This is a genomic window from Streptomyces sp. R41 (assembly GCF_041053055.1).
Lineage (GTDB): Bacteria > Actinomycetota > Actinomycetes > Streptomycetales > Streptomycetaceae > Streptomyces.
On sequence record NZ_CP163443.1, the window covers coordinates 539,726 to 562,163 of the forward strand.

20 protein-coding genes are annotated in these 22,438 nt (G+C 69.6%); 11 read left to right on the forward strand and 9 right to left on the reverse strand.

Annotation, left to right across the window (positions count from 1 at the left end; all coding sequences use genetic code 11):
• Window positions 1-7 precede the first annotated feature (7 nt).
• The 4 genes from AB5J53_RS02645 to AB5J53_RS02660 form a co-directional block, all read right to left on the reverse strand.
• Complete coding sequence (locus AB5J53_RS02645) at window positions 8-1,192, reverse strand: SfnB family sulfur acquisition oxidoreductase (protein WP_369244035.1); 1,185 nt, start codon at window positions 1,190-1,192, stop codon at window positions 8-10.
• Window positions 1,193-1,196: 4 nt separating this feature from the next.
• Window positions 1,197-1,751 carry an NADPH-dependent FMN reductase gene (gene ssuE, locus AB5J53_RS02650; protein WP_369244036.1) on the reverse strand — a complete coding sequence of 185 codons (555 nt, stop codon included), beginning with the start codon at window positions 1,749-1,751 and terminating at the stop codon, window positions 1,197-1,199.
• Window positions 1,752-1,787: 36 nt separating this feature from the next.
• Complete coding sequence (gene sfnG, locus AB5J53_RS02655) at window positions 1,788-2,948, reverse strand: dimethylsulfone monooxygenase SfnG (RefSeq protein WP_369244037.1); 1,161 nt, start codon at window positions 2,946-2,948, stop codon at window positions 1,788-1,790.
• 176 nt (window positions 2,949-3,124) lie between these two features.
• Window positions 3,125-3,208 (reverse strand): putative leader peptide, encoded by an 84-nt coding sequence (locus AB5J53_RS02660; protein ID WP_369252014.1) that lies wholly within the window; start codon window positions 3,206-3,208, stop codon window positions 3,125-3,127.
• Window positions 3,209-3,345: 137 nt separating this feature from the next.
• Here AB5J53_RS02660 and AB5J53_RS02665 point away from each other — a divergent pair, with 137 nt between their 5' ends.
• Window positions 3,346-4,272: a LysR family transcriptional regulator gene (locus tag AB5J53_RS02665; RefSeq protein WP_369244038.1), complete on the forward strand. Its 927-nt coding sequence runs from the start codon at window positions 3,346-3,348 to the stop codon at window positions 4,270-4,272.
• Window positions 4,273-4,455: 183 nt separating this feature from the next.
• On the forward strand, window positions 4,456-5,187 hold the full coding sequence (locus AB5J53_RS02670; protein ID WP_369244039.1) for a DUF4142 domain-containing protein: 732 nt from the start codon (window positions 4,456-4,458) through the stop codon (window positions 5,185-5,187).
• Window positions 5,188-5,304: 117 nt separating this feature from the next.
• Here the strand turns inward: AB5J53_RS02670 and AB5J53_RS02675 are convergent, their stop codons facing one another.
• Window positions 5,305-6,141, reverse strand: a complete 837-nt coding sequence (locus AB5J53_RS02675; protein ID WP_369244040.1) for an MBL fold metallo-hydrolase — start codon at window positions 6,139-6,141, stop codon at window positions 5,305-5,307.
• 126 nt (window positions 6,142-6,267) lie between these two features.
• On the opposite strand from AB5J53_RS02675, the gene AB5J53_RS02680 reads away from it, so the two are divergent.
• Together AB5J53_RS02680 and AB5J53_RS02685 are read left to right on the forward strand one after the other, a co-directional pair.
• A complete protein-coding gene (locus tag AB5J53_RS02680; RefSeq protein ID WP_369244041.1) occupies window positions 6,268-6,870 on the forward strand; it encodes a TetR/AcrR family transcriptional regulator in 603 nt (200 codons plus the stop codon).
• A gap of 195 nt (window positions 6,871-7,065) precedes the next feature.
• Complete coding sequence (locus AB5J53_RS02685) at window positions 7,066-7,506, forward strand: SPW repeat protein (RefSeq protein WP_369244042.1); 441 nt, start codon at window positions 7,066-7,068, stop codon at window positions 7,504-7,506.
• A gap of 132 nt (window positions 7,507-7,638) precedes the next feature.
• On the opposite strand, the gene AB5J53_RS02690 is transcribed toward AB5J53_RS02685, so the two are convergent.
• Entirely contained in the window at window positions 7,639-8,406 is a 768-nt protein-coding gene (locus AB5J53_RS02690) for an ArsR/SmtB family transcription factor (protein ID WP_369252016.1), read from the reverse strand.
• Between the two features lie 176 nt (window positions 8,407-8,582).
• Complete coding sequence (locus AB5J53_RS02695) at window positions 8,583-10,841, reverse strand: molybdopterin-dependent oxidoreductase (protein ID WP_369244043.1); 2,259 nt, start codon at window positions 10,839-10,841, stop codon at window positions 8,583-8,585.
• Between the two features lie 206 nt (window positions 10,842-11,047).
• Between AB5J53_RS02695 and AB5J53_RS02700 the strand changes: the two genes are divergently transcribed.
• Genes AB5J53_RS02700 through AB5J53_RS02710 form a run of 3 tightly spaced genes read left to right on the forward strand, consistent with a single transcriptional unit; the run spans window position 11,048 to window position 13,445 of the window.
• The gene (locus AB5J53_RS02700; RefSeq protein ID WP_369244044.1) at window positions 11,048-12,307 is read left to right on the forward strand and encodes an aminoglycoside phosphotransferase family protein; all 1,260 of its coding nucleotides are present in this window, start codon (window positions 11,048-11,050) and stop codon (window positions 12,305-12,307) included.
• Window positions 12,307-12,891 carry a GNAT family N-acetyltransferase gene (locus AB5J53_RS02705; protein ID WP_369244045.1) on the forward strand — a complete coding sequence of 195 codons (585 nt, stop codon included), beginning with the start codon at window positions 12,307-12,309 and terminating at the stop codon, window positions 12,889-12,891. The genes AB5J53_RS02700 and AB5J53_RS02705 overlap by 1 nt, the downstream gene beginning before the upstream one ends.
• Window positions 12,888-13,445: a hypothetical protein gene (locus AB5J53_RS02710; protein ID WP_369244046.1), complete on the forward strand. Its 558-nt coding sequence runs from the start codon at window positions 12,888-12,890 to the stop codon at window positions 13,443-13,445. Before AB5J53_RS02705 ends, AB5J53_RS02710 begins: the two co-directional genes overlap by 4 nt.
• 32 nt (window positions 13,446-13,477) lie before the next feature.
• Here AB5J53_RS02710 and AB5J53_RS02715 read toward each other — a convergent pair whose 3' ends face one another.
• Complete coding sequence (locus tag AB5J53_RS02715) at window positions 13,478-14,932, reverse strand: APC family permease (RefSeq protein ID WP_369244047.1); 1,455 nt, start codon at window positions 14,930-14,932, stop codon at window positions 13,478-13,480.
• 372 nt (window positions 14,933-15,304) lie between these two features.
• Between AB5J53_RS02715 and AB5J53_RS02720 the strand changes: the two genes are divergently transcribed.
• Together AB5J53_RS02720 and AB5J53_RS02725 are read left to right on the forward strand one after the other, a co-directional pair.
• Window positions 15,305-16,486: an ROK family protein gene (locus AB5J53_RS02720; protein ID WP_369244048.1), complete on the forward strand. Its 1,182-nt coding sequence runs from the start codon at window positions 15,305-15,307 to the stop codon at window positions 16,484-16,486.
• 169 nt (window positions 16,487-16,655) lie between these two features.
• Window positions 16,656-19,382, forward strand: a complete 2,727-nt coding sequence (locus AB5J53_RS02725; RefSeq protein WP_369244049.1) for a sugar-binding domain-containing protein — start codon at window positions 16,656-16,658, stop codon at window positions 19,380-19,382.
• Between the two features lie 51 nt (window positions 19,383-19,433).
• On the opposite strand, the gene AB5J53_RS02730 is transcribed toward AB5J53_RS02725, so the two are convergent.
• A complete protein-coding gene (locus AB5J53_RS02730; RefSeq protein WP_369244050.1) occupies window positions 19,434-20,876 on the reverse strand; it encodes a hydrolase in 1,443 nt (480 codons plus the stop codon).
• 232 nt (window positions 20,877-21,108) lie between these two features.
• On the opposite strand from AB5J53_RS02730, the gene AB5J53_RS02735 reads away from it, so the two are divergent.
• Both AB5J53_RS02735 and AB5J53_RS02740 read left to right on the forward strand, forming a co-directional pair.
• Window positions 21,109-21,372, forward strand: a complete 264-nt coding sequence (locus tag AB5J53_RS02735; RefSeq protein WP_369244051.1) for a GlsB/YeaQ/YmgE family stress response membrane protein — start codon at window positions 21,109-21,111, stop codon at window positions 21,370-21,372.
• Window positions 21,373-21,517: 145 nt separating this feature from the next.
• Window positions 21,518-22,399, forward strand: a complete 882-nt coding sequence (locus AB5J53_RS02740) for an N-acetyltransferase family protein (RefSeq protein ID WP_369244052.1) — start codon at window positions 21,518-21,520, stop codon at window positions 22,397-22,399.
• The last annotated feature ends 39 nt before the right edge of the window (window positions 22,400-22,438 follow it).

Consider the following 22,438-nt stretch of genomic DNA (forward strand, 5'->3'; position numbering starts at 1 on the left):
GAGGCGGTTACAGGAGGCCGTGGCGGGGCGGCTTCGTGCCGTTGAGGACGTAACGGCCGATGTGCTGGATCTTCCAGCGGGCTGGATCGTGCAGGGTGTGGGTGCGCGCATCCCGCCAATGGCGGTGCAGATTGAGGGAGTTGAGGGCCGAGCGGGTGCCGGACACCTCGAAGAGGGCGCCCGCCACCTCCACGGCGGTGGCGGCGGTGTGCGCCTTGGCCGCGGCCACGGCGATGGACGCCTCGGCCGCCGAGTCGTCGGTCAGCTCCTCACGGGCCGCGTCCACCGCGCGGGCCGCGACCCCGAGCAGCGCCTCGGACGCCCGTACCTGGAGGGCGAGTTCACCGAAGCGCTGGATGAGCAACGGGTCCTCGGCCGCTGTGTCGACGCCGCTCTCGAACCAGGGGCGGCTCTGGGTGCGGACGAACTCGGCCGCCTCGGCGAGTGCGCCCGCCGCGATCCCGGCATCGATGGCGGCGTGCAGCAACTGCGCCACGGCGCCGTGGAGTTGCGGCCCCTGGAAAGTGAGGTGGTGCGCAACCACGCGGTCGGCCGGGACGGCGACGGCGTCGAGGCGGACGGTGCCGCTGGCCGTCGTACGCTGTCCCATGCCGTCCCAGTCGTCGACGACCGTGACTCCGTCGGCGTCCCGTGGGACGTACGCGACGTGCAGGTTGTCGTCCTCGGCGCGGGCCAGGACGGGGATCCAGTCGGCGAAGAGCGCTCCGGTGGAGTAGTGCTTGACGCCGGTGAGCCGGTACGAGCCGTCGGGTCGCGGTTCCAGGCGGGTACGGACGTCCTGGACGTGTTTGGTGCCGGCCTCCGACTGGGCGTTGCCGAAGCGGCGCCCGGCCAGGACTTCGCGGAAGAAGAACTCCCGCTGCTCGGCAGTTCCCTGACGGCGTATCACGTTCACGTACACGAAGTGGTTCTGCGGGATCTGGGCGAGGCTGGCATCCGCCGAGGCCAGCAGCCGGAAGATCTCCGCGAGGGTTTCCTGGCGCACGTCCGCTCCGCCGTGCTCGGCGGGCACGGTCACGGCGAGCAGACCGGAGGCGGTCAGGCGCTCCAACTCCTCGTGCGGGAGCCTGCGTTCCGCGTCCCGCGCCGATGCCCCGGTGCGGAACTCGTCGGCGAGCGCGGCGGCGACGGCCAGGGCCTCCCCGTCGTCGACGATCACTTTGGCGGTCATGGTGTCAGCCCGCCGCCGCGAGCAGAGGCGTACGGACCAGAGCCGCGGAGAACTGGTCGACCACCTGGCTCAGGGCCTCGGCCGTCCCCGGTGCCACGGTGACACTGCCGTCTTCACGCGTGGTGATGTCCTTGTCCAGGGTGAACCAGCCCTGGACTATGTGCGCTGCCCCCATGGAGTTGAGGACCGGGCGCAGCGCGTAGTCGAGAGCGAGGACATGCGCGGTACTGCCTCCGGTGACCAGCGGCAGCACCGTCTTTCCGGTCAGGGCGTACTGCGGGAGCAGGTCGAGCAGGGCCTTGAGTACGCCGGAGTAGGCGGCCTTGTAGACAGGGGTGCCGATGACGACGCCGTCGGCGCGGGCGAAGAGTTCGGTCGCCTCGACGATGGCGGGGTGCTTGAAGTCGGCGCCGAGCAGGGCCTCGGCGGGGATCGTACGGACGTCGAGCGGGATCACCTCGTGGCCCTGCGCGATGAGCCGGGTGTCCAGATGGCGCAGGAGTCTGGCGGTGCGGGAGGTGACGGAGGGGCTGCCGGAGACGGACAGGACGGTGGCCATGGGCCCTCTTTCGTGAGTGATTCGCGGGGGCGAGTGTCAGGCGTGCGCGGGGACGGACCCGGGCTCGGTGTCCGGCAGTTGGGCCTCCAGCTCGCGTACGAGGGGCAGCACCCGGCGGCCGAAGTACTCGACCTCCTCGTGGTAGTGCAGGAAGCCGAGCAGGAAGAGGTCGACGCCGAGCCGCCTGTAGGCGACGATCCGCTCGGCGATCTGCTCCGGCGTGCCGATCAGCCCCGTACGGAAGCCGTCGTTGTACTGGACGAGATCCTCGAAGCTGCAGTCCTGCCACATGCCCCTGCCGTCGGCGGTGGACTGCCCGGCCTGCTTCACTGCGGCGCCGAAACCCTCGACGGCCTCCGTGTCGGCGTGGGCGACGATCTCACGGAGGGTCTCGCGGGCCTCGGCCTCGGTGTCACGGGCGATGAGGAAGCCGTTGAGGCCGAACTTCGGTGCCTTTCGCCCGGCTTCGGTGGCGGCTTTCTGCACATCCGCGATCTGTTCGACGACTCCGTCGAAGTCCTTGCCGTTGGAGAAGTACCAGTCGGAGACCCGGCCCGCCATGGCGCGGGCGGCGGTGGAGTTGCCGCCTTGGAAGATCTCCGGGTGCGGGCGCTCGGGGGTGTTGAGGGGCTTGGGCTTGAGGGAGAAGTCGCGCAACCGGTAGAAATCACCGGCCAGTTCGGTGTGGTCCTCGGTCCAGATCTGGCGCAGGGCGCGGATGAACTCCTCGGAACGGCGGTAGCGCTCGTCGTGCTCGAGCCAGGGTTCGCCGAGGGCGGTGAACTCGCCCTTGAACCATCCGCTGACGACGTTCACCGCGAAGCGGCCGCCCGACAGGTGGTCGGCGGTGGCGCCGAGTTTGGCGAGGACGCCGGGGTGCCACAGGCCCGGGTGGACGGCGGCGATCACCTTCAGACGCTGGGTGGCCAGGAGCAGGGCCAGGCTGAAACTGGTCGACTCGTGCTGGAACTCGGCGCCGTAGCTGGCCATGTAGCGGACCTGGCTGAGCGCGTAGTCGAAGCCGTTGTTCTCGGCGAGGACAGCCAGTTCACGGTTGTAGTCGTAACCCCAGTCGGTGCGCTGCTCGATCTTGCTGGTGACCAGGCCGCCGCTGACATTGGGCACCCAGTAGGCGAAGCGGACGGGTTCGGTGGCGGTGCCTGTTGCGGTGCCGGCTGCGGATTCTGTTGCGGACACGGAGAACTCCCGGTGTGCGGAACGAGGGCATGACGAATTGAGGCCCGGAAATTCACAGGGAATGCGGGCGGTGAAATGGGTGCGGCAGGCAGGGGAATGCGTCGAGGTGCGCCGTGCGGGAGGAAATCACCGGGGGCGGACCGGTCCGTGCGAAGGGGACCCTACCGTCGCGATCGTCAGGCTTCGCGACAACAGAAGGAGCTGGAGACACGCGCGAGGTCGACGTGGCGTCGCCGCGTGAGGTCCAGTCGCATCGTCATGTCGCCGATCGTCGCAGCCCCCGCTGAGGGCAGTCAAGGAATAGCCGACCGGTCTCGCATCCCGGACCGCCGAATTTCACGAAGGCGTAATAGGGCAACCCTTGAACACGGCGCGGTCGCGTCGGCAATCTGCAGCGGTGCGAATAGAGCAGCTGGAATACATCGCGGCCGTCACCCGGCTCGGCTCGCTGCGCCGGGCCGCCGAGGAACTTCACCTCTCCCAGCCCGCGCTGAGCGAGACCGTGCGGAATCTCGAGCGCGAGCTCGGCGTCGATCTGCTGGAGCGCAAGCGGTCCGGGGCGAAGATGAGCGCCGAGGGGCGGGAGCTGCTGCCGCACATCATCAATGTGCTGGACGCGGTCGACCGGCTGCGCGGAGCCGCGGGCGAACAGCACCGGATCAGCCGGATGGTCCGCGTCGGCACCGTGAACGCGGCGACCGTGCCGTTGCTCATCCCCACGGTTCGGGCATTTCGCGCGACGCATCCGCTGACGCAGGTCGAGGTGGTCGGCGCCCAGCAGTCGGAGATCCACCGGGCCCTGTCGGAGGGCGGCCTCGACCTGGGCCTGGTCAACCATCTCGACGGCGACGACCTGCCCGCCGACTTCGAGACCACCGAACTGCTGCGCGGGCGCCCGGTGTTGTGCGTACGCCCGGACAGTCCTCTCGCCGCACTGGAGACGGTGACGGGGTCCGACCTCCTCGACGAGCACGAGCCACTGATCGCCATGCGTTCCGGATATGTGATGCACCGCTATATCCACCGGCTCCTGGAGGGCCACTCCCCCGCCTTCTCGTACTCCACGGACGGAGCCGAGATGGGCAAGCTCATGGTCGCGGAGGGCTTGGGCGCCACGGTCCTGCCCGACTTCAGCGTCATCGGCGACCCTCTGGAGCGGCGCGGTGCGATCACCTACCGGCCGCTCGCCGGCGACACGACACAGGTCCTGCTGATGCTGCAGCGCCGCCGTGCGGTCTCGGTGCCTCGTGCGGCCCACGATCTGCATGAGGAGTTCGTACGCAGGGCCGGGGATCTCGGCGGGAGTCTGACCCGCCGGCCCTGACGCGGGTCGAGGGTCGCATCGGCGGGCGGTGCCAGGGATTTTACCCGGAGTAGAGATTTCTCCCGCGCGTACGGCCGTACTGGTGGGCGTCCGAATCACCCGTACCGGATCCACCCGCACCGGATCCACCACGTGGCCGACCGGAGCGTCCGGCTCTGGAGTGCCGCCCCGCCAGGAGGCTCAATGCGCATTGCACGGAACATGGGAACCCTCTTCGTGACCGGTGCGTTGACCATGACCCTCGCCGCGCTCGCCTACCCCGCCGTGCTCGGGCTGCAGAACACATCCAGCTCCCCGACGCGCGTGATCGCCCAAACATCGACGGGGCCGCTGACCGAGGCCGACCGCGACTTCGTCGTCAAGGTGCGGGCGGCCGGACTGTGGGAATACCCCTCCGGACAGCTGGCTCTGCAGAAGGGCACCACCCCGGCGGTCAGAACCGCCGGTCAACACCTCATCAAGGGCCATGCTTCACTGGACGACACCTGCCGCAAGGTCGCCACTCAGCTCGGCATCACGCTGCCGAACAAGCCGTCTCCCCAACAGCAGGGCTTCGTGGCCACCTTGAGCGCGGACAGCGGCAAGCAGTTCGACAGCGACCTCGCCAACATCCTGCGGGTGACCCACGGGCAGATCTTCCCGGTCATCGCGAAGATCCGGGCCTCGACCGAGAACTCCCTGGTGCGTCAACTCGCCGACCAGGCCAATGACACCGTGCTGGACCACATCACGGTGATGGAGAAGACCGGGCTGGTCAACTTCGATCAGGTGCTGTTCCAGGAGACCAAGAAGCCGAATCTGCCCGGGCAGGACGTCACGCCTCCGGCACCCCAGCCGGGCGAGCCGACCGTCGTGCTCACCCCGCCCGGGGACGGCGCCTCGGCTTCCGTGTCGCCCACACCGACGGTGAAGTGAGCTGCCGCCCACACCGACGGTGAAGTGAGCTGCCGCCCACACGTGACGGTGAGCTGAGCTGCCGCCCTCTTCCACCGCGCCGGCTACTCGCCCTCATGCGGCGTGGGGAGTTCGTCCTCACTCGGCTCCCGCACCCCTGGGTCCGCCCGTGTACCGCGCCAGTTCCCACGGGTCGTGCGCGCTGAAGACGTCGACCTGGCCGCCGTGCAGACGCACCAGTTCCCGCAAGCGGGCATGGTTGCCGAGCCGCAGCGGCCGGTCCACCTCGGTGATCTGCTGGAGAATGTCCATGCCGGGGTGGCCCTGGGGACGGTCGGGGTCGATCTCGCGGTGGAAGTAGTAGGCGTCGCCGCAGTGCAGGAGCTGGCGGCCGGAGTCCTGGACGGCTATGGCGCTGTGCCCGCGGGTGTGGCCGCCGAGCGGGACGAGCAGGATCTCCGCGTCCAGGCCCTCAAGTGGGCGGACCGCGTCGAATCCGAACCAGGGGTCGCCCTGCGGCTGCGCGTACGTCACCCAGTGCGGCCGGTGCGCCCATTGGGCGGGGCGGTAGCGGACGCGGTCCTCGGGATGGGCGCCGGGTGCCGCCATCGCCGCGCGGTGCTCGGCCTCGCTCAGATGGACCTTGGCCCAGGGGAAGTCGGCGAGACCTCCCGCGTGGTCGAGGTCGAGGTGGCTGAGCACGATGTGCCGGACGTCCTCGGGCCGGAATCCGAGTCCGATGACCTGGTGCAGTGCGGTCTCCCCCAGGTCGAGGACGGGCTGGGCCCGGCCGAGGAACTCCGCGCCGAGGCTCTCCTCGGGCCGCGCCACATCGGCCGTACCGAGGCCGCTCTCGACCAGGACGAGTCCGTCATGGTCGGTCTCGACGAGCAGGCAGTGACAGACCGCGGGCAGGCTCCCCTCCTCGGTGTCGATCGTCCGCATGGAACCGCAGTTCAGGTGGTGGATCTTCACGGTGGGTCCCTTCGCACACCTATGGATGCCGCCCCGGTCACCGGCACGGCACCGTGTTGAAGCCCGCCCTTAGATAACGAACGATCGTAAGCTAATAGCGAACGACCGTTAGGTTAAAGTGGTGTCATGAGCCCGCGCAAGTCCGTTGCCGAAACCGCCGCCACCCGCGACCGGATCATCGAGAGCGCCCTCGCACTGGCCTCCGCGGAGGGCCTCGAAGGGCTCACGATCGGCCGGCTCGCGACCGATCTGGAGATGAGCAAGGCCGGGGTGATCGGTCACTTCGGCACCAAGGAAGCGCTGCAACTCGCCGTTCTGGACGCCGCGGTCGAGCGGTTCCGACTGCGGGTGCCGGCCCGCGCCGTGGGCGCCAGACCCGGAACCGAGCGGCTGGCACGCGCCTTCGGCGAGTGGATCGATTACATGGCCGAGGACGAAGGGCACGGGGGCTGCTTCCGCACCTCGGTGGCGAGCGAGTTCGACGGGCGCCCCGGGCCGGTCCGCGACGCGGTGCTCGAAGCGCTCGCCGCGTGGTCGGCGTACGTGACGGCGGAACTGAACACCGCGGTCGACAACCGCGAGCTCCCGGAGCGCACCGACGTGGATCAGCTCGTCTTCGAACTCAACGGCGTTGCCCTGGCGGCCAATCAGTCCATCCAGCTGCACCGTGATCCGCTCGCGCCCACGCGGGCCCGACGCGCCATCGCCCGCCTGCTCATCGCGCCTTGAGGCGACCTCGTCACCCCGTGAGGTCGCCCCATTCGCCCCGCAGGGCGGCGGAGCCTGTCACTCCCGCCCCTGCGAGCCCGTCAGCCCTACACATAAAGAAGAAATAAGCGCAGAATGCATGTACGCGGCGCTTACCGCATACCGCACCAGACGCGGTCGGGCCGCGGGGCCGAAAGAGATCGAAGGAGACGAGTCATGGCCGACGTCTCGCACCCCAGGGGTGACATCACCAGCCACCCTGATGTATCCGAAATGCGCGCGCGGTACGACCGCGTGCTCGGTGGTCGCGATGTGGCACTCGTGGACGGGCCGGTGTTCCTGCTCGGCCTGTACTGCGCCGTGTCCCCGTGGATACTCCACTACACGACAAGCCAGCCCGACCTGGTGACCCACAACCTGATCATGGGCATCGCGATAGGCCTGCTGGCCCTCGGATTCACCGTCACGCCGGAGAGGATGTACGGCCTGAGCTGGGCCATCTGCGCGATGGGCACGTGGATGATCATCTCGCCGTGGATTGTCGGCACCAGCCCGGACACCGGAGTCGTGCTCAACAGCATCATCATCGGCGCACTGGCCGTGGTGCTGGGGGCGTTGTGCGCGATGACGGCGACGAAGAGCACCCCTCGGGCGTAGACCCGACAGCAGGAAGGAAGCGGAAACAAGCGGAAGCAGCGGGGACTCCGCGCCGCTGGCGGGCGGGGCCGGTCCGCCCCGGGCGAGCCGGCCCGTTCGCGCCCGCTCGTAGCCTCGAATCGCTCCCGTCCCTCAGCGGCTCGGCACCAGCCACGGCTCCTGCGGCAGCGGACTGCCGGTCTCGAGCACGGACTTCAGGTTGGACAGCACCGCCGGCCAGCCGGAGCTGACGTCACTCAGCGCGCTCTCGTCGGCCAGGTCCTCGTGAGTCACCGTCAGCCGGACGATGTCGGCGTGCGGCTGGATGTCGAAGGTGACACGGGAGTACTTGTCCTCCTGCCCCTCGTCCTCGGGAGCGGCCCACGTGGTGACGAGGCGGGTCGGCCGCTCACTCTCCACGACGGTGCCGACCACATCGGCGATGCCCGAACCGTCCGTGCGCCGATGTTCCCAACGGGAGCCCGGCTGCCAGTCCGAGACATTGCTGTGGCCCCAGTACGCGGCGGTCAGGTCGGCGTCGGTGAGCGCGTCCCAGACCTTCTCGGGTGTGCTCTGGATGTAGATGACGTACACGAAATTCGGCCTGTCGGTCATGGTTTCCTCGGCTCTTCGCTTCAGGGCACTCAACGCGCGCAGGCGCGGGCGCTCGAACTTGTCGATCCACCGCTCCTGGATCTCATGGAGCGGCACCGGATTCAGGTAGTGCAGCTTCTCCCGCCCCCGCCGCACGGTGCTGACGAGGTTGGCGGCCTCCAGGACTGCCAGGTGCTGTGTCACCGACTGGCGTGTCATGTCGATGTGCTCGCACAGCTCGCCGAGCGTCTGACCGTTGTGCTCGTGCAGCCGGTCGAGCAGCCGCCTTCGCGTCTCGTCGGCCAGTGCCTTGAAGACCTGGTTCATTCCGGAGTCGCCGTCTGATCGCACACTCAACGTTATGCAGGCAATCACTTGCATGTCAAGCGCACGACGGAGGATCCCCGGACGCTCGGAACGGCCTCCAGGTGGCGTCTTGAAGGCAGCTCGACGGGGGTTTCTCAGCATGCAGAGGGGACCCTGCGCCGCAAGGACCGCCTTGCCTACCGCCCGCGCAGAGCGGCCCCGGTCGCCTCCACACGCGCCGGAACGTGCTTGTGCCAGGGCGTTCCGGCCAGCCAGTCGCGGTGGTGCAGGGAGGTGAGGTCATTGGGGGCGACGCCAACGATCCCGTGGTCGGGGTGATCGACGCCGAGGCCGTTGGGCAGGGAGATGTGCCCCTCGCGCATCATGTCGGTCACCTCGACGACCACGTCGGCGCTGCCGCGTTCGGTGTGCAGGCGGGCCCTGGACCCGGTGGTCAGGCCGAGGCGGTCGGCGTCGGCCGGGCTGACGCGCAGGGCGCCTTCCGCGTCGCGGCGGCGCCAGGCCGGGTCACGGTAGATGGTGTTGGCGGTGAAGGAGCGACGCTCGCCGGCCGAGAGCACCAGCGGGTACTCGGCACTCGTGAGGGGTTTCCCGGGACCGCCCAACTCCCCAAGCTTCTCTATCAGTTCGGGGATCTCCACGGTGAAGCGGCGGTCGGGGCGACGCACGTAGTTCCATACGTCGTCCCAGTCGTCGACCGTGAAGGTGACCCCGGAGGGCGTCGTCACGATCGCGTCGAAGAGGGCGTCTCCGTCGGCGAACCCGGCGCGGCGCACGGCGTCCGGGTATGTCATCGCGCACAGCTGGGACAGTCCCCACACCGGCGCGGTAGCGCGCTGACCCTCCGGGAGTGCGGTGCCCAGCGTCTCGTACAGAAGGTACGGCGCGAGGCCGAGGAGCGCCGGATCCTCGCCGAGGGCGGCGAAGAAGGCCCGGCCGAAGGCGGTGCGGGAGGTGTGGGCCGCCTTGGTGAGAGCGGTCACGAGTTCCTCGTCGGCGGCGCCCAGGCGGCGCAGCAGCCGGGCGTAGATCTCGGGTTCGGGGAGAGTGCCGGGGAGCGGGTCGAGGACGGGCGGGCGGAGCTGGAAGGCGTTGTGCGGGAACTCGGTGTTGAAGAAGGTCGCCTCCCACTTCTCGAACTGGCTGGCCGCGGGCAGTACGTAATCGGCGCGCCGGGCGGTCTCGGTGAGCGCCACATCGACGACGACCACCAGGTCGAGCGCGTCCAGCGCCTCGGCGAAGGCACGTGAATCGGCCAGCGAGTGGGCGGGGTTGGCACTCTCGATCCACATCGCGCGGAAACGGTCGGGGTGATCGGTGAGGATCTCCTCGGCGATGGAGTTGCAGGGCACCAGACCCGAGATGATCTTCGCGCCGGTGACCGGAGTGCGGCGCCCACGACCGGACTTCCCACTGCCGCCGGCGAGTGCGGCGAAGGCGGAGTGCAGGAACATCGTGCCGGGTCGCCCGAAGTTCCCGGTCAGGATCCACACCAGCTTGTTCAAATACGACACCAGGGTGCTGTGCGGTGCCTGCTGCACACCCAGGTCCTCGTACGTCGTGACGCTCGCCGCCGTCCCGATGCGTCGCGCCGCGGCCCGCAGCAGTTCCTCGCCCACTCCGCAGCGGGCCGCGTACTCCGTCACGGGTACGTCGGCCAGCGCGTCGAGCACGGGGCGGGTCCCCGTCGTGTGCGCCTCGATGAACTCAGTGTCGTACAAGCCCTCTTGCACGATGACGGCGAGCAGGGCGGCCAGGCACCACGCGTCCGTGCCCGGCCGTACCTGGAGGTGATAATCGGCGAGCGCGGCGGTCTCGCTGCGCCTCGGGTCGAGGACGATCACCGAACGGTCGGGGTCCTTGGCGAGCGCGCGCAGGGTCGGCCGGGCCCGCGGGAAGCTGTGCGACTGCCAGGGGTTCTTGCCGAGGAAGACGACGACTTCGGAGTGCTCGAAGTCGCCCTTGGTGTGGCCGCCGTAGAGCTTCGCGTCGACCCACATCTCGCCGGTCTTCTCCTGGGCGAGCGCGTTGGAGAAGTAGGGGCTGCCGAGGGCCGCTTGGAGCGCCTTGGTGTGCAGGCCGCCGAGATGGTTGCCCTGTCCCCCGGCACCGTAGAAGAAGATCTTCTCGCCGCCGTGCTCGTCGCGCACGGCCGCGAGCCGCTCGGCGATCTCGTCGAGCGCGGTGTCCCAGTCGATCTGCTCGTACGTCCCGTCGGCGCGGCGGCGCAGCGGTGAGGTGAGCCGGTGGCGGCCGTTTTGGTAGTGGTCGAGGCGTAGAGCCTTCTCACAGGTGTAGCCGGCCGAGGAAGGGTGCTTCTTGTCGCCGCGGATGCGGGCCAACCGCCGCCCGTCCACCTGGACTTCGATTCCGCAGTTGCACTCACAGAGGATGCACGCGGAGGTCTGCCAGGTCTCTCGTCCGGTGTCGGCCACGCCCATCGGCTCCTCACGCCCAGCGGGTTCCAGTGAGTCCTGCGTCTGTGCCGTGTTGCCCGTGTCTGTGCCCTGTTGCCTGTGCCCTGCTGTCCAGTGGAACAACTTACTGGACGGTAGCGCCGTCAGTCCTATAGAGCAACCCACTCCGCCCGGGCCCGGATATTCGCTCGCCAGAGGCATCCGTCGCCGCTCACACTGGCGCCGTGAGTCGAACCGTGAGCGCGTGGGTGACCTCGGGCGAGGACTTCCTGGGTGTCGCCGGGCCCTTCCCCGTGGACGTCCCATGGTGGTCCGAGGTGGAGCCGGTCATCGAACGGCTGGAGGGGCTGCTCGGCGTACCGGTACTGGTCCTGCGTCTCGTGGACGTCGACGGTGGTGAGGGCGGACGGGACGGTCATGTGACGTACCACGTCGAGGCGTTGGAGCGTCCTGCGCCCGGAACGCTCGACCGACGGCCCGTCGATCGGGGCCTGTGGAACGGTCACGAGGTGTTCCGCTCGCCGTGGGCGCGGGCCGACGGTCTGCGCGAACTCCTCGGCTGGGCGACAGGCACGCTGGCGTCGGCGGGTCGCCCGGTGACCGGTCCGGTCGAGCAGCGCCGCACTTGGAACCTGGCCGGGCTCTTCCGCCTGCCCACCGAGCGGGGCATGGTCTGGCTCAAGACGACACCGCACTTCGCGGCCGACGAGGCCACGGTCGTCGGCGCGTTCGCGCGGGTCGAACCCGGTCTGGTCGCGACCCTCCTCGGCTCGGGCGAGCACCGCATGCTGATGGAGCACATCCCCGGCGAGGACTGCTGGGGCGCCTCGTCCGATACGGTCGCCGCCGTCGTGGAGCGCTTCGTGGCGGCGCAGGCGGCCCTCGCGGCGCGAGAGCCGGGGGCCCCGTCGGGCATCCGGGACTGGCGCGCGCCGGTGCTCACCGACCAGCTCCGCGAGCTGCTGGACGGACCGGTCGCACGGGAGCTGAACAGTCAAGAGCTCGCCACCGCGAGGGAGTTGATGAACCGCTGGGACATCCTCGCCGAGTGCGGGCTGCCCGACACGCTCGTGCACGGCGACTTCCATCCCGGCAACTGGCGCAGTGACGGCGGTCCGCCCGTGGTGGTGGACTTCGCCGACGCCCACTGGGGCAACCCGGTCCTGGACGGACTGCGCGTCCAGGGCTTCCTCCCCGAGTCGCGCCGGGCGCAGGCCGCCCGCGCCTGGATCGACGCGTGGAAGGTACGGGTCCCCGACGCCGATCCGGCGCGCGCCCTCGCCCTTGCCGAGCCGCTCGCCCATCTCACGTACGCGCTCCGCTATCAGGAGTTCCTCGACGGCATCGAGCCCTCGGAGCGGCCGTACCACCGGGGAGATCCGGCGGACGAGATCCGCGCGGCGGTGCGGTGCGCCGGGAAGCCGAGCCCTTACCTCGCGGGGCCCTCTTGGCTGCCGCCCGTTCCGGGCGCCAGGATCAACTGATGGACAGCCGACCGATGTTCGACTTCGCCAGGCCGCTGCACATCGAGGGGCTGGGACTGCAGCTGCGCGAGTGGTCCGCCGACGACGTGGCGGACCTCGTCGCGCTCTACGACGATCCCGAGATCGACCGCTGGACGCCGGTCCCCTCGCCGTTCGACGCCGAGGCGGCGCGGGCGTACCTCGCCGCCGCCGAGCAGAAGGCCGCCGAGGGGCATACGGTGCAGCTGGCCATCACCACGGACGGCGGGCGGCCGCAGGGTGAGATCCTGCTGTTCCGCAGCGCGACGGACGAGCGGGACCTCGAACTCGCTTACGGAGTGGGGGCGGCCTACCGGGGCCGGGGGCTCGCGACCCGCGCGGTGCGGCTCGCGGTGTACTTCGCGAAGCGTCGTGTCGGGGGGCGACGCGTGGTGCTGTGCATCGAGGACGGGAACGCGGCGAGCGAGGCGGTCGCCAAGGCGGCCGGGTTCGTACCGACCGACGACGAACCGGTCCTTCGGGTGGCGAAGGGCCGGGAGGTCATCCTGAGGACCTGGAGCCATCTCGACGGCGACGAAGCGCTGAGCGAACGGCACCGGCTGTGAAGCGGCGCTCCGCCACTCACGCGCAGGCACTTCTCATCGGCGGGCGCGCCGGTGTCGGCAAGTCCACGGTGGGCTGGGAGGTTTCGGCGCGGCTGCGGGCCGCGGAGGTCGCTCACGCGGTGATCGAGGGCGACTTCATGGGGCAGGTGCATCCGGCGCCGGAGGGCGACCCGCACCGCGCATCGGTCACCGAGCGCAACCTCCGGGCGGTCTGGGGGAACTACGTCGAACTGGGCTACCGGCGTCTCGTCTACACCAACACCGTGAGCGTACTGGCCGAGTCGGCGAGCCTCTTCGAGCGGGCGATGGGAGCGGACGTACGACTCGTACGCGTGCTGCTGACCGCCACCGACGAGACCACCGCCCGCAGACTCAAGGGACGGGAAATCGGCTCCGAGTTGGAGCACGAGCTGAAGAACAGCGCATACAAGGCAAGGCTGTTGGACGAGCGGGCGCCCGCGGACACCGTGCGGGTGGCGACCGACGACCGCGCGGTGATCGACATCGCGCGTGAGATCGTGGCCGCCACCGGCTGGCTGGCCGCCGAGCCCTGAACCGGGCCCTCAAGAGGGCGGACGCCCCTCCCTCACGCCCCCGCGGGTTCCGCGTCCGGCGTCGGCGTGGCCAGGTACTCCTCGGTGATCTCCCTCGGTCCGAAGGGCCACACCTTCTCCAGGCGCGCCCAGATGACGTAGGCGACACAGCCGAGGGCGAGCCAGGCCAGGGACCATTCGATGGGGTGGCGGCCCGGAGAGTTCTTGTCCGCGTATCCGTAGATGGTCAGCCAGCCCGCCAGGGCGACGAAGCTCGGCACGGGGTAGAGCCACATCTTGTACGGGCGGCGCAGCTCCGGTTGCCGCTTGCGCAGCACCGAGAGGGCCACGATCTGGGCCAGCGCCTGGACGATCACCATGACGGTGGTGAGCAGTTGGATGAGCGTGGCCAGGTCGGTGTGGCGGCCGATGAGGAAGCCGATCGCCGTGACGACGCCCATGGTGGCCAGGCCCAGCATCGGGAAGCGGTGCTTGGGGTGCAGCTTGGCGTACGGGCGGAAGAAGACCCGGTCGCGGGCGGCGTCGTACGGGACGCGCGAGCCGCCGAGCAGGCCGGTGAAGACCGAGGCGAACGCGGTGATGAGAATGAGGACCGTGACCGTGTCGGCGGCGCCCTTGCCCCAGGTCTTCTCCAGGACCGCGGAGGCCACGGACGTGGAGGCGATGTCGCCGGGGTCGGTCATCCGGTGCCAGTCGATGACACCGAGCGTGCCGATCTGCAACAGCAGGTAGATCGCCATGATGCCGAGGATCGAGAAGATGATGGAGCGGGGCAGCGCGCGGCCCGGGTCCTTGATCTCGGCGCCCATGTACGCGGTGGTGTTGTAGCCGAGGTAGTCGTAGATGCCGATGGTGAGGCCCGCGGCGAAGCCGATCCAGAAGTGGCTGCTGGTCAGCTCGAAGGCGTGCGCCGGGTAGGTGAAGGCCAGGTGCGCGCTGAAGTCGGTGGCCGCGGCGAGGATCACCAGGACGACCGAGGTGATCATGACTGCCCACATCACGGCGGTGATCCGCGCGATGTGCTCGATGCCGCGCCACAGGAGGATCACCACGAGGGCGACCATGCCCAGTCCGATGAGGTCCCCCGTGGTCCTGCCCATGTCGGGGGCCAGGTAGCCCAGGTACTGGACGAAGCCGACCACGCCGGTGGACATGATCAGCGGGATGAAGAGCATGGCCGTCCATACGAACAGGAACGGCATCAGCCGCCCGGTGCGGTACTGGAAGGCCTGACGCAGATAGACGTAACTGCCGCCGGAGCCGGGCATCGACGCGCCCAGCTCGGCCCAGACGAGCCCGTCCGCGAGGGCCAGCAGGGCGCCGGCGATGAAGCCGATGACGGCCTGCGGGCCGCCGAACGCGGCGACCATCAGCGGGATCGTCACGAACGGCCCGATGCCGCACATCTGGCTCATGTTGATGGCGGTGGCCTGGAACAGGCCGACGCGCCGGACGAAACCGCCGTTGGGTGGCGGACTACCGGACATGGCTCCTCCTGAAGCAAGACGCGGGGAGAGGTACGAGGTGACGGCCGACCCAAGTGGCGGCCGACGGAGGGGCGGCGGGTGACCGGCCGGCGCTAGGTCCTGTCGTCACATTCCCGCCTGCCTCTCGACGCCATGCACGCACTCTCGCCGCACCGGGCACAGACCCAAGTACATCCAGTACGAGGGTCTGCGCCCGGCACGCCGAGAGCACGCACCTGACGCCGCGAGGCCCGCCCTCCGGGCGGACGACGGGAATGTGACGACAGGACCTAGGCTCCCCTTGGCTCGCCCGGCGAGGCTGACTGGGCGATAAAGTTAAGGAACCTTACTAGATGCGTCAAGGGGGTGTCCCCCATGCGTGAGAATGGTGCGATGCCCGCCAGCGACGCCGCAGAGCAGCCGGAACAGCCCTGGAACCCTAGGCGGCTGCGCAGTACCAACGAGCGACTGCTCCTCGACCGGCTGCGCACCGCCGGTGCCGCCTCGCGCGCCCAACTCGCCCGCGAGACAGGGCTGTCCAAGCCGACGGTCTCCAGCGCGCTCGCGGCCCTGGAGGAGGCCGGCCTGGTCCACGAGGTCGGCACCCACGCCCCGGAGCGCGGCCGGGTCGCGGTCCTGTACGCCCCTGACCCCGCGGCAGGTTACGCCCTCGGCATCGACATCGGCCGCGGCTGGCTGCGCGTGGCGGTCGCCGATCTGGACGGCGCGGTCGTCGCGCGGGCCGACGTACGCAACCGGGCACGCAGCTCGGGCGCCATGGCCGACCTGGTGGTCTCCACGGCCCATCAGGTGATCGCCAACTCCGGCGTCAAGGCGGACGAGGTGGCCCACGCGGTGGTGGGCACGCCGGGCGTGTACGACGAGAAGCAGCGCCGGGTGCGGTACGCGATACATCTGCCGGGGTGGGGCCGCGCGGGCCTGTTCGACCGGATGCGCGAGGAGCTGGGCATCCCGCTGGAGGTGCACAACGACGCCAACCTCGCGGCGCTGGGCGAGTACACCTATGGAGTCGGCGCGGGCAGCCGCCTGTTCACGTACATCATGATCGGCACCGGTCTCGGCATGGGCGTCGTCAGCGAGGGGCGGCTGTTCACCGGGGCGCACGGCGGGGCCGGGGAGATCGGGTTCCTGCCGTGGCCGGGACAGCAGAAGCCGGAGACGCTGGAGGACGCGGTGTCGGGTGTGGCCGTCGTCGAGGCGGCGCGGCACTTCGGCATGACCGGGCAGCTCACCGCGAAGGCCGTCTTCGACGCGGCGCGCGAGGGACATCCCGCCGCGGTCCAGGCGGTTCAGCTGGAGGGCGAGCGGATCGCGCACACCGTGGCGGCCGCGGCCGCGGTGCTCGACCCCGATCTGGTCGTCCTGGGTGGCGGGGTGGGCCACAGCGTCGATCTGCTCCTGCGGCCCGTACGCGAGACCCTGCGCGCTCTCACGCCGCTGCGACCGAAGGTCGTACCCAGCCGACTGGGTGAGGACGCGGTGCTGCTCGGGGCGGTGGCGACGGCACTGGGGACGGCACGTGATGTGGTGTTCGAGCGTCGGTCTGCTTCCTGAGCGGCACCCGCCCGCCAAGCGGGGCGTGCTCCCTGCGGTGATTGACATGACTTGCTCAGCCACCTAGCTTGTGGGCCAAGTTAGTAAAGTTTCCTAACTTGTAGTGTCGAAGCTTGCAAGCCTGCAGTGTCGAAGCGCGGATGCTCCCCCACCCCCCAAGGAGACCACCGTGTTCCACCGCCCTGCCTCAAGACGGCGCCGCGCCACGGCCGCCGTCACCCTGGGCCTTCTGTGCACCCTGTCCACGAGCGCGTGGTCCGGTGTCCATGACACCGGACCCGCCACCGCGCAGCGGGCCCGCGTCACCACGGTGGCCTCCGCGCCGGGCAGCACCACCGCGCTCGCCGGGTACGCGATCCAGTCCACCGCCAAGGTCAGCGACCCGGCGGCGGACGTCTCGAGCCCCGGCTATCCGGCGAGCGGCTGGTATCCGGCGGGCTCGCGCTCCACGGTCCTCGCGGCGCTGCTCGCGAAGGGGAAGTACGCGGACCCGTTCTACTCGACCAACCGGCAGAAGATCCCGAAGGCCGACTTCGCCGTGCCCTGGTGGTACCGCTCGGATTTCACGGTCGCCGACACCTCCGAGCGCAGCTATCTGGACTTCAGCGGGGTCATCTCGGCGGCCGACGTCTACGTCAACGGCAAGCAGGTCGCCAAGGCCGCCAATGTGGCGGGCGCGTACACGCACCACGAACTCGACATCACCCCACTGGTGCGGGCCGGCACCAACACGGTCGCCTTCCGCATCCAGCCCAATGAGCCCAACAAGCACCTCACCATGGGCTGGATCGACTGGCTGCAGCCGCCGCCCGACGAGAACATGGGCATCGTCCGCGACGTCCTCGTCCGCCGTGGCGGCCCGGTCGCGCTGCGCGACGCGCACGTGGTGACCAAGCTCGACGTCCCCTCGCTCGCCTCGGCGGACCTGACGGTCAAGGCGAAGGCGCGCAACGAGACGGGCACCGCCGTCACGGCCACGGTCTCCGGCACGATCGGATCGACGTCCTTCACGAAGACCGTCGCCCTCGCCGCGCACGAGACGAAGACGGTCACCTTCGCCCCGGCCGACTCCCCCGGCCTGCACCTGACGTCGCCGATGGTGTGGTGGCCCGCGGGCATGGGCGGACAGCCCCTGTACGGCCTCGACCTGACCGCCTCCGTCGCCGGCACCCCCTCGGACACCGCGCACGAGGACTTCGGCATCCGCGACGTGAAGGCGCCGCTCAACTCCGACGGCGCCCGGCAGTACAGCATCAACGGCCGGCGGTTGCTGATCAAGGGCGGCGGCTGGTCACCGGACGAGTTCCTGCGCTGGGACCGGACGTACGTCGAGGACCGGCTGAAGTACGCGCTCGACCTGGGCCTCAACACCATCCGTCTGGAAGGGCACATCGAGCCGGACGAGTTCTTCGACCTCGCCGACCGGTACGGCATCCTCACCCTGCCCGGCTGGGAGTGCTGTGACAAGTGGGAGGGGAACGTCAACGGCAGCGAGCGGGGCGACAAGTGGACCGCCGCCGACTATCCCGTCGCCAAGGCATCGATGGCCGCCGAGGCCGCGCGCCTGCGCGACCACCCGAGTGTCATCTCATTCCTCATCGGCAGCGACTTCGCGCCCGACGCCACGATCGAGAAGAACTACCTCGACGCCCTGAAGGCGGCCGACTGGCCGACACCCGTGGTCGCCGCCGCCTCCGACAAGTCGTCTCCGCAATCCGGCAGTTCGGGCATGAAGATGACCGGGCCGTACGACTGGATCCCGCCGCACTACTGGTACGCCAAGCGCGAGGGCGGCGCCACCGGCTTCAACTCCGAGACCAGCGCGGGCCCCGACATCCCCACGCTCGACACCCTGCACCGGATGATGTCCCCCGCCGATCTGGACACCCTCTGGAAGAACCCGGGTGCCAAGCAGTACCACCGCTCGCCGTCGCCGACCTTCGACACCCTCAAGATCTACGACGCCGCCCTGAGCGGCCGCTACGGCGCACCGACCGGCCTCACCGACTACGTGCGCAAGGCGCAGCTCGCCCAGTACGAGAACGTGCGCGCGCAGTTCGAGGCGTACGGGCGCAACGCCACTGACTCCTCGAAACCGTCGACCGGCGTCGTCTACTGGATGTTCAACAGCGGATGGACGTCACTGCACTGGCAGTTGATGGACCGTTACCTCGACCAGGGCGGCGCCTACTTCGGCGCCAAGAAGGCCAATGAGCCGCTGCACATCCAGTACTCGTACGACAACCGCTCGGTCGTGGTGGTGAACAACCGGCACACGTCCGCGTCCGGTCTCACGGCCCGGGTCACGCTCTTCAACACCGACGGTGCGCAGAAGTACGACAAGTCGGCGACCGGCGTGAACGTGGGCGGGGACGGCGCCCGCAGCACCGCGCTCACGGTGCCGTCCTCGGTGAGCGGGCTGTCGACGACGTATCTCGCGCGCCTGACCCTCACCGACTCCAAGGGCGAGGAGGTCAGCCGCAACGTCTACTGGCTGTCCACCAAGCCCGACACGCTCGACTGGGCCAACACCGACTGGTACTACACGCCGACGACGAGCTACGCGGACCTCAAGGGGCTCAACTCGATGGCGCAGGCGCCGGTTTCGGCAACGGTGTCGAGCTCCTCCGGCCCGGACGGCACGTCCACGACTACGGTCACCGTACGGAACACCGGGACCGGGAAGACTCCGTCACTCCTCACCGATGTGCACCTCGTGGACGCGAAGGGCAAGCCGGTGCTGCCGGTGCGGTGGTCCGACAACCAGGTCAGCCTGTGGCCCGGCGAGTCGACGACTCTGACGGCCACGTACCGGACGGCCGATCTGCACGGATCCGCGCCTCGGGTGCGGGTGTCGGGGTGGAACACGCCGGAGAAGACGGTTCCGGCGACATAGGTCGGACAGGCGGAGGGGCGGGTCCGGATCCGGGCCCGCCCTTCCGCGCGCTCAGCTCACATTGAGCGCGGTGTCGTCGATGACGAACGACGTCTGGAGCGTGGAGCCCTCCGTGCCGGTGAACTTGATGGTGACCGTCTGCCCGGCATAGGTGGTGCCGAGGCTGAAGGTGCGCTGCGTGTACCCCGACGCGGCGTTCAGGTTCGAGTACGTGGCCAGGGTCGACAGGACCGTGCCGCTGCTGTTGAGGACCTGGGCCTTGAGGGTGTCGTACGCCGTGCTGGTGGTCGTCTCGGCCGTGTCCACGTGGAGGTAGAAGCTCAGGGTGGCCGAGCAGCCGGACGGGACGGTCACCGGCTGGGAGAGCGTGTCGGTGTGGGCGGAGCCGTATCCGTTCAGCCATGCCTTGTAGGAGCCGGTGCGGGCGGCCTCACCGGTGTCGGTGGTGATCACGCCGCTGCTCGCGGTCCAGGACGAACTGCCGGACTCGAAGCTGGGGTTGGCGAGCAGCTGCGCGGCCGTGCAGGTGCCGCCTCCGCCACCACCGCTGCCGCCGGCGCCGGCGAGCCATTCGGTGGCGTTGAGCGCGAGGGCCGCGTTGGTGGCGCCGGTGTCGTTCCAGCCGTCGTACAGCGTGTTGCCGGACTGGCCGGTGCCGTCGTCGATCGGCGAGCTGTCGCCCCAGAAGGCGACCTTGCCGCTGCCGAAGGTGCTGGTGGCGAAGAACGCTCCGGTGTTGCCCGAGTAACCGGTCCGGTAGAGCAGGCCCTTGACGGCCGAGTTGTCGGCGGGCTTGAGCGTGGCCGTCGTACCGCTGGCGATGAGGCTCTTGGTGACGGTGCCGAACGAGCCGTGCAGGACCGGGTTGGTGCTGTCGCTGATGGCGCTCGGGTAGTCGGAGCTGATGCTCAGCGAGTCGATGGAGAAGCCGAACGGGTCGGTGCTGTCGACGCTGTTGTTGGTCATCAGGTCGTTGAGGATCTCGACCGCGTCCTCGCCGTCGTTGTTGCGGTCGGCGCCGGTGTGGTCGGAGATCATGAACAGGCCGCCGCCGTTCTTCACGAACGTCATGATCGCGGTCTTCTCGGCGGTGGTGAAGAGCGTGTTGGGCTCGGGCAGCACCAGCTCGTCGAAGTTCGACAGGTCCGTCGCGGCGGAGCCGCCGTAGGTGAGGCTGGAGCCCGAGGGCAGCGTCTTGAGGCTGTAGTTGCCGGTCTTCTGCAGGGCCACGCCCCACGAGGACAGCGCGCCGGTCCAGTCGGTCTCGGCGGACGGGGAGGAGTCCTGGCCGAGCGGGTCGGGCTGGCTGGTGGAGATGATCCAGTCGGCGTTGCCCGCCGTCTCGGCATGGGCGTTGTCGAACAGGATGCGGTGCGTGGTCGCCGCGCGGGCGGGAGCGGCGCCGGCCGCCTGGACGGCGGCGCCCGTGACGAGCAGTCCGAACACGGCCAGCGCCGTGGTGAGTCTGTGGCGGGATCTTCTGAATCCGAGCATCCGGCGAACCTCCGTGAGGGGTGGGGAGAGGCGGTGCGGGCGCCAAGTCTGCGCGCGTAGAACGGGAGTTGGCCGTCTACCGCGCGACAGATTCTTGAACGGTACATGGCGAGACGGCGACTGAACAGGAGGGCTCCGGAGCCGCATCCCGGGGCGCCCGAAGCGGAGCGGACTGCCTCGGCGTACAGGGGGCACATACATAACTGCGGGGGACCGACAAAGAGGAGCGGAGATGGAGATCTCAGGCATCATCAGTGCCATCCTCATCGGCATCATCATCGGCGTACTGGGCCGGCTCGTCGTCCCTGGACGCCAGCGCATCGGCATCCTGTGGACGATCGCCGTCGGCATCGTGGCCGCGTTCATCGGCTCGGGGATCGCCGCCGCGTTCGGCGTCGCCGACACCAAGGGCGTTGACTGGATCCAGTGGCTCATCCAGATCGGCCTGGCGGCCCTGGGCGTCGCGGCACTCGACCGGGCGAAGGTGCGCCGCTGACGGGCGAGGTGGACGCGCCCGCGGAAGCGGGCAAGGGGGCGGGCCGGCGGGCCGCGCCGCGCGCTCAATTCCGTTGCGGGCGGCGCGTCGGTACGGCTACGTTCTGCGGGCTTCGCCCCCGCACACCCGACGCCACGGAGAGACCTTGCCGCCGCGCATCACGCCGCTGACCGACCCCGAGCCCACACCGTCGAGCCGCCGCCTGGCATGGCTGGCCTCCGGAACCGACGGAGCTCCCGCGGGCTCCGCCTTTCTGCGGTTGTTCACCAAGGAGGGGCAGGAGCATCTCGCCGAGCTGGAGCTCGCCGTCCACCCTGCCGAGCGGCGGCGGGGTGTGGGCGGCGCGCTCCTGGAGGCGGCCGTCTCCGCGGCGCGCGACGAGGGGCGGCGGTCGCTCGTCGCGCAGGCCGAGACCGGTTCCCCCGGCGACCTGTTCCTCGCGGCGCGCGGCTTCCGCCGGGTGCTGGCACTGACGTACGCGAGGCTGGTGCCGGCCGACGTGGATCACGCGCGGATCACCGAGATCGTCGAACGGCCGCATCAGGGCTACGAGTTGACGCACTGGGAGGGCACAGTGCCACCCGAGCTGGCTCGGACCTTCGCCGACTCGCGGCGGGCCATGGACGACATGCCGATGGAGGGGACCGACTACGGGACCGTCGTATGGGACGTGGAGCGGGTGATATCGGCTGCCGAAACCGTCGCGAAGCGCAGGGAGTTGCTCCGCACGGTCGCCGCGGTGGACTGCTCCGACGGCTCGATCGCCGGCTTCTGCGAACTCGTCGTGCCCGGCGACGGCCGGGGTGACGCCCAGCACTACGGCACCGGCGTGCTGCCCGAGCACCGCGGCCACGGCCTTGGCCTGTGGATGAAGGCGGAGTCGATCCGGCTGGCACGTCAGCAGCACCCCGAACTCGACGGCCTGCTCACGGACACCGCCGACAGCAACGCTCCCATGCGCGCCATCAACGACGCGCTCGGCTATCTGCCCACGCACAGGGCGGTGGAGTGCCAGCTGGATCTGTGAGCGAGCCGGATTCGCAGAGAGCTTGGTTCAGGCCCGCCG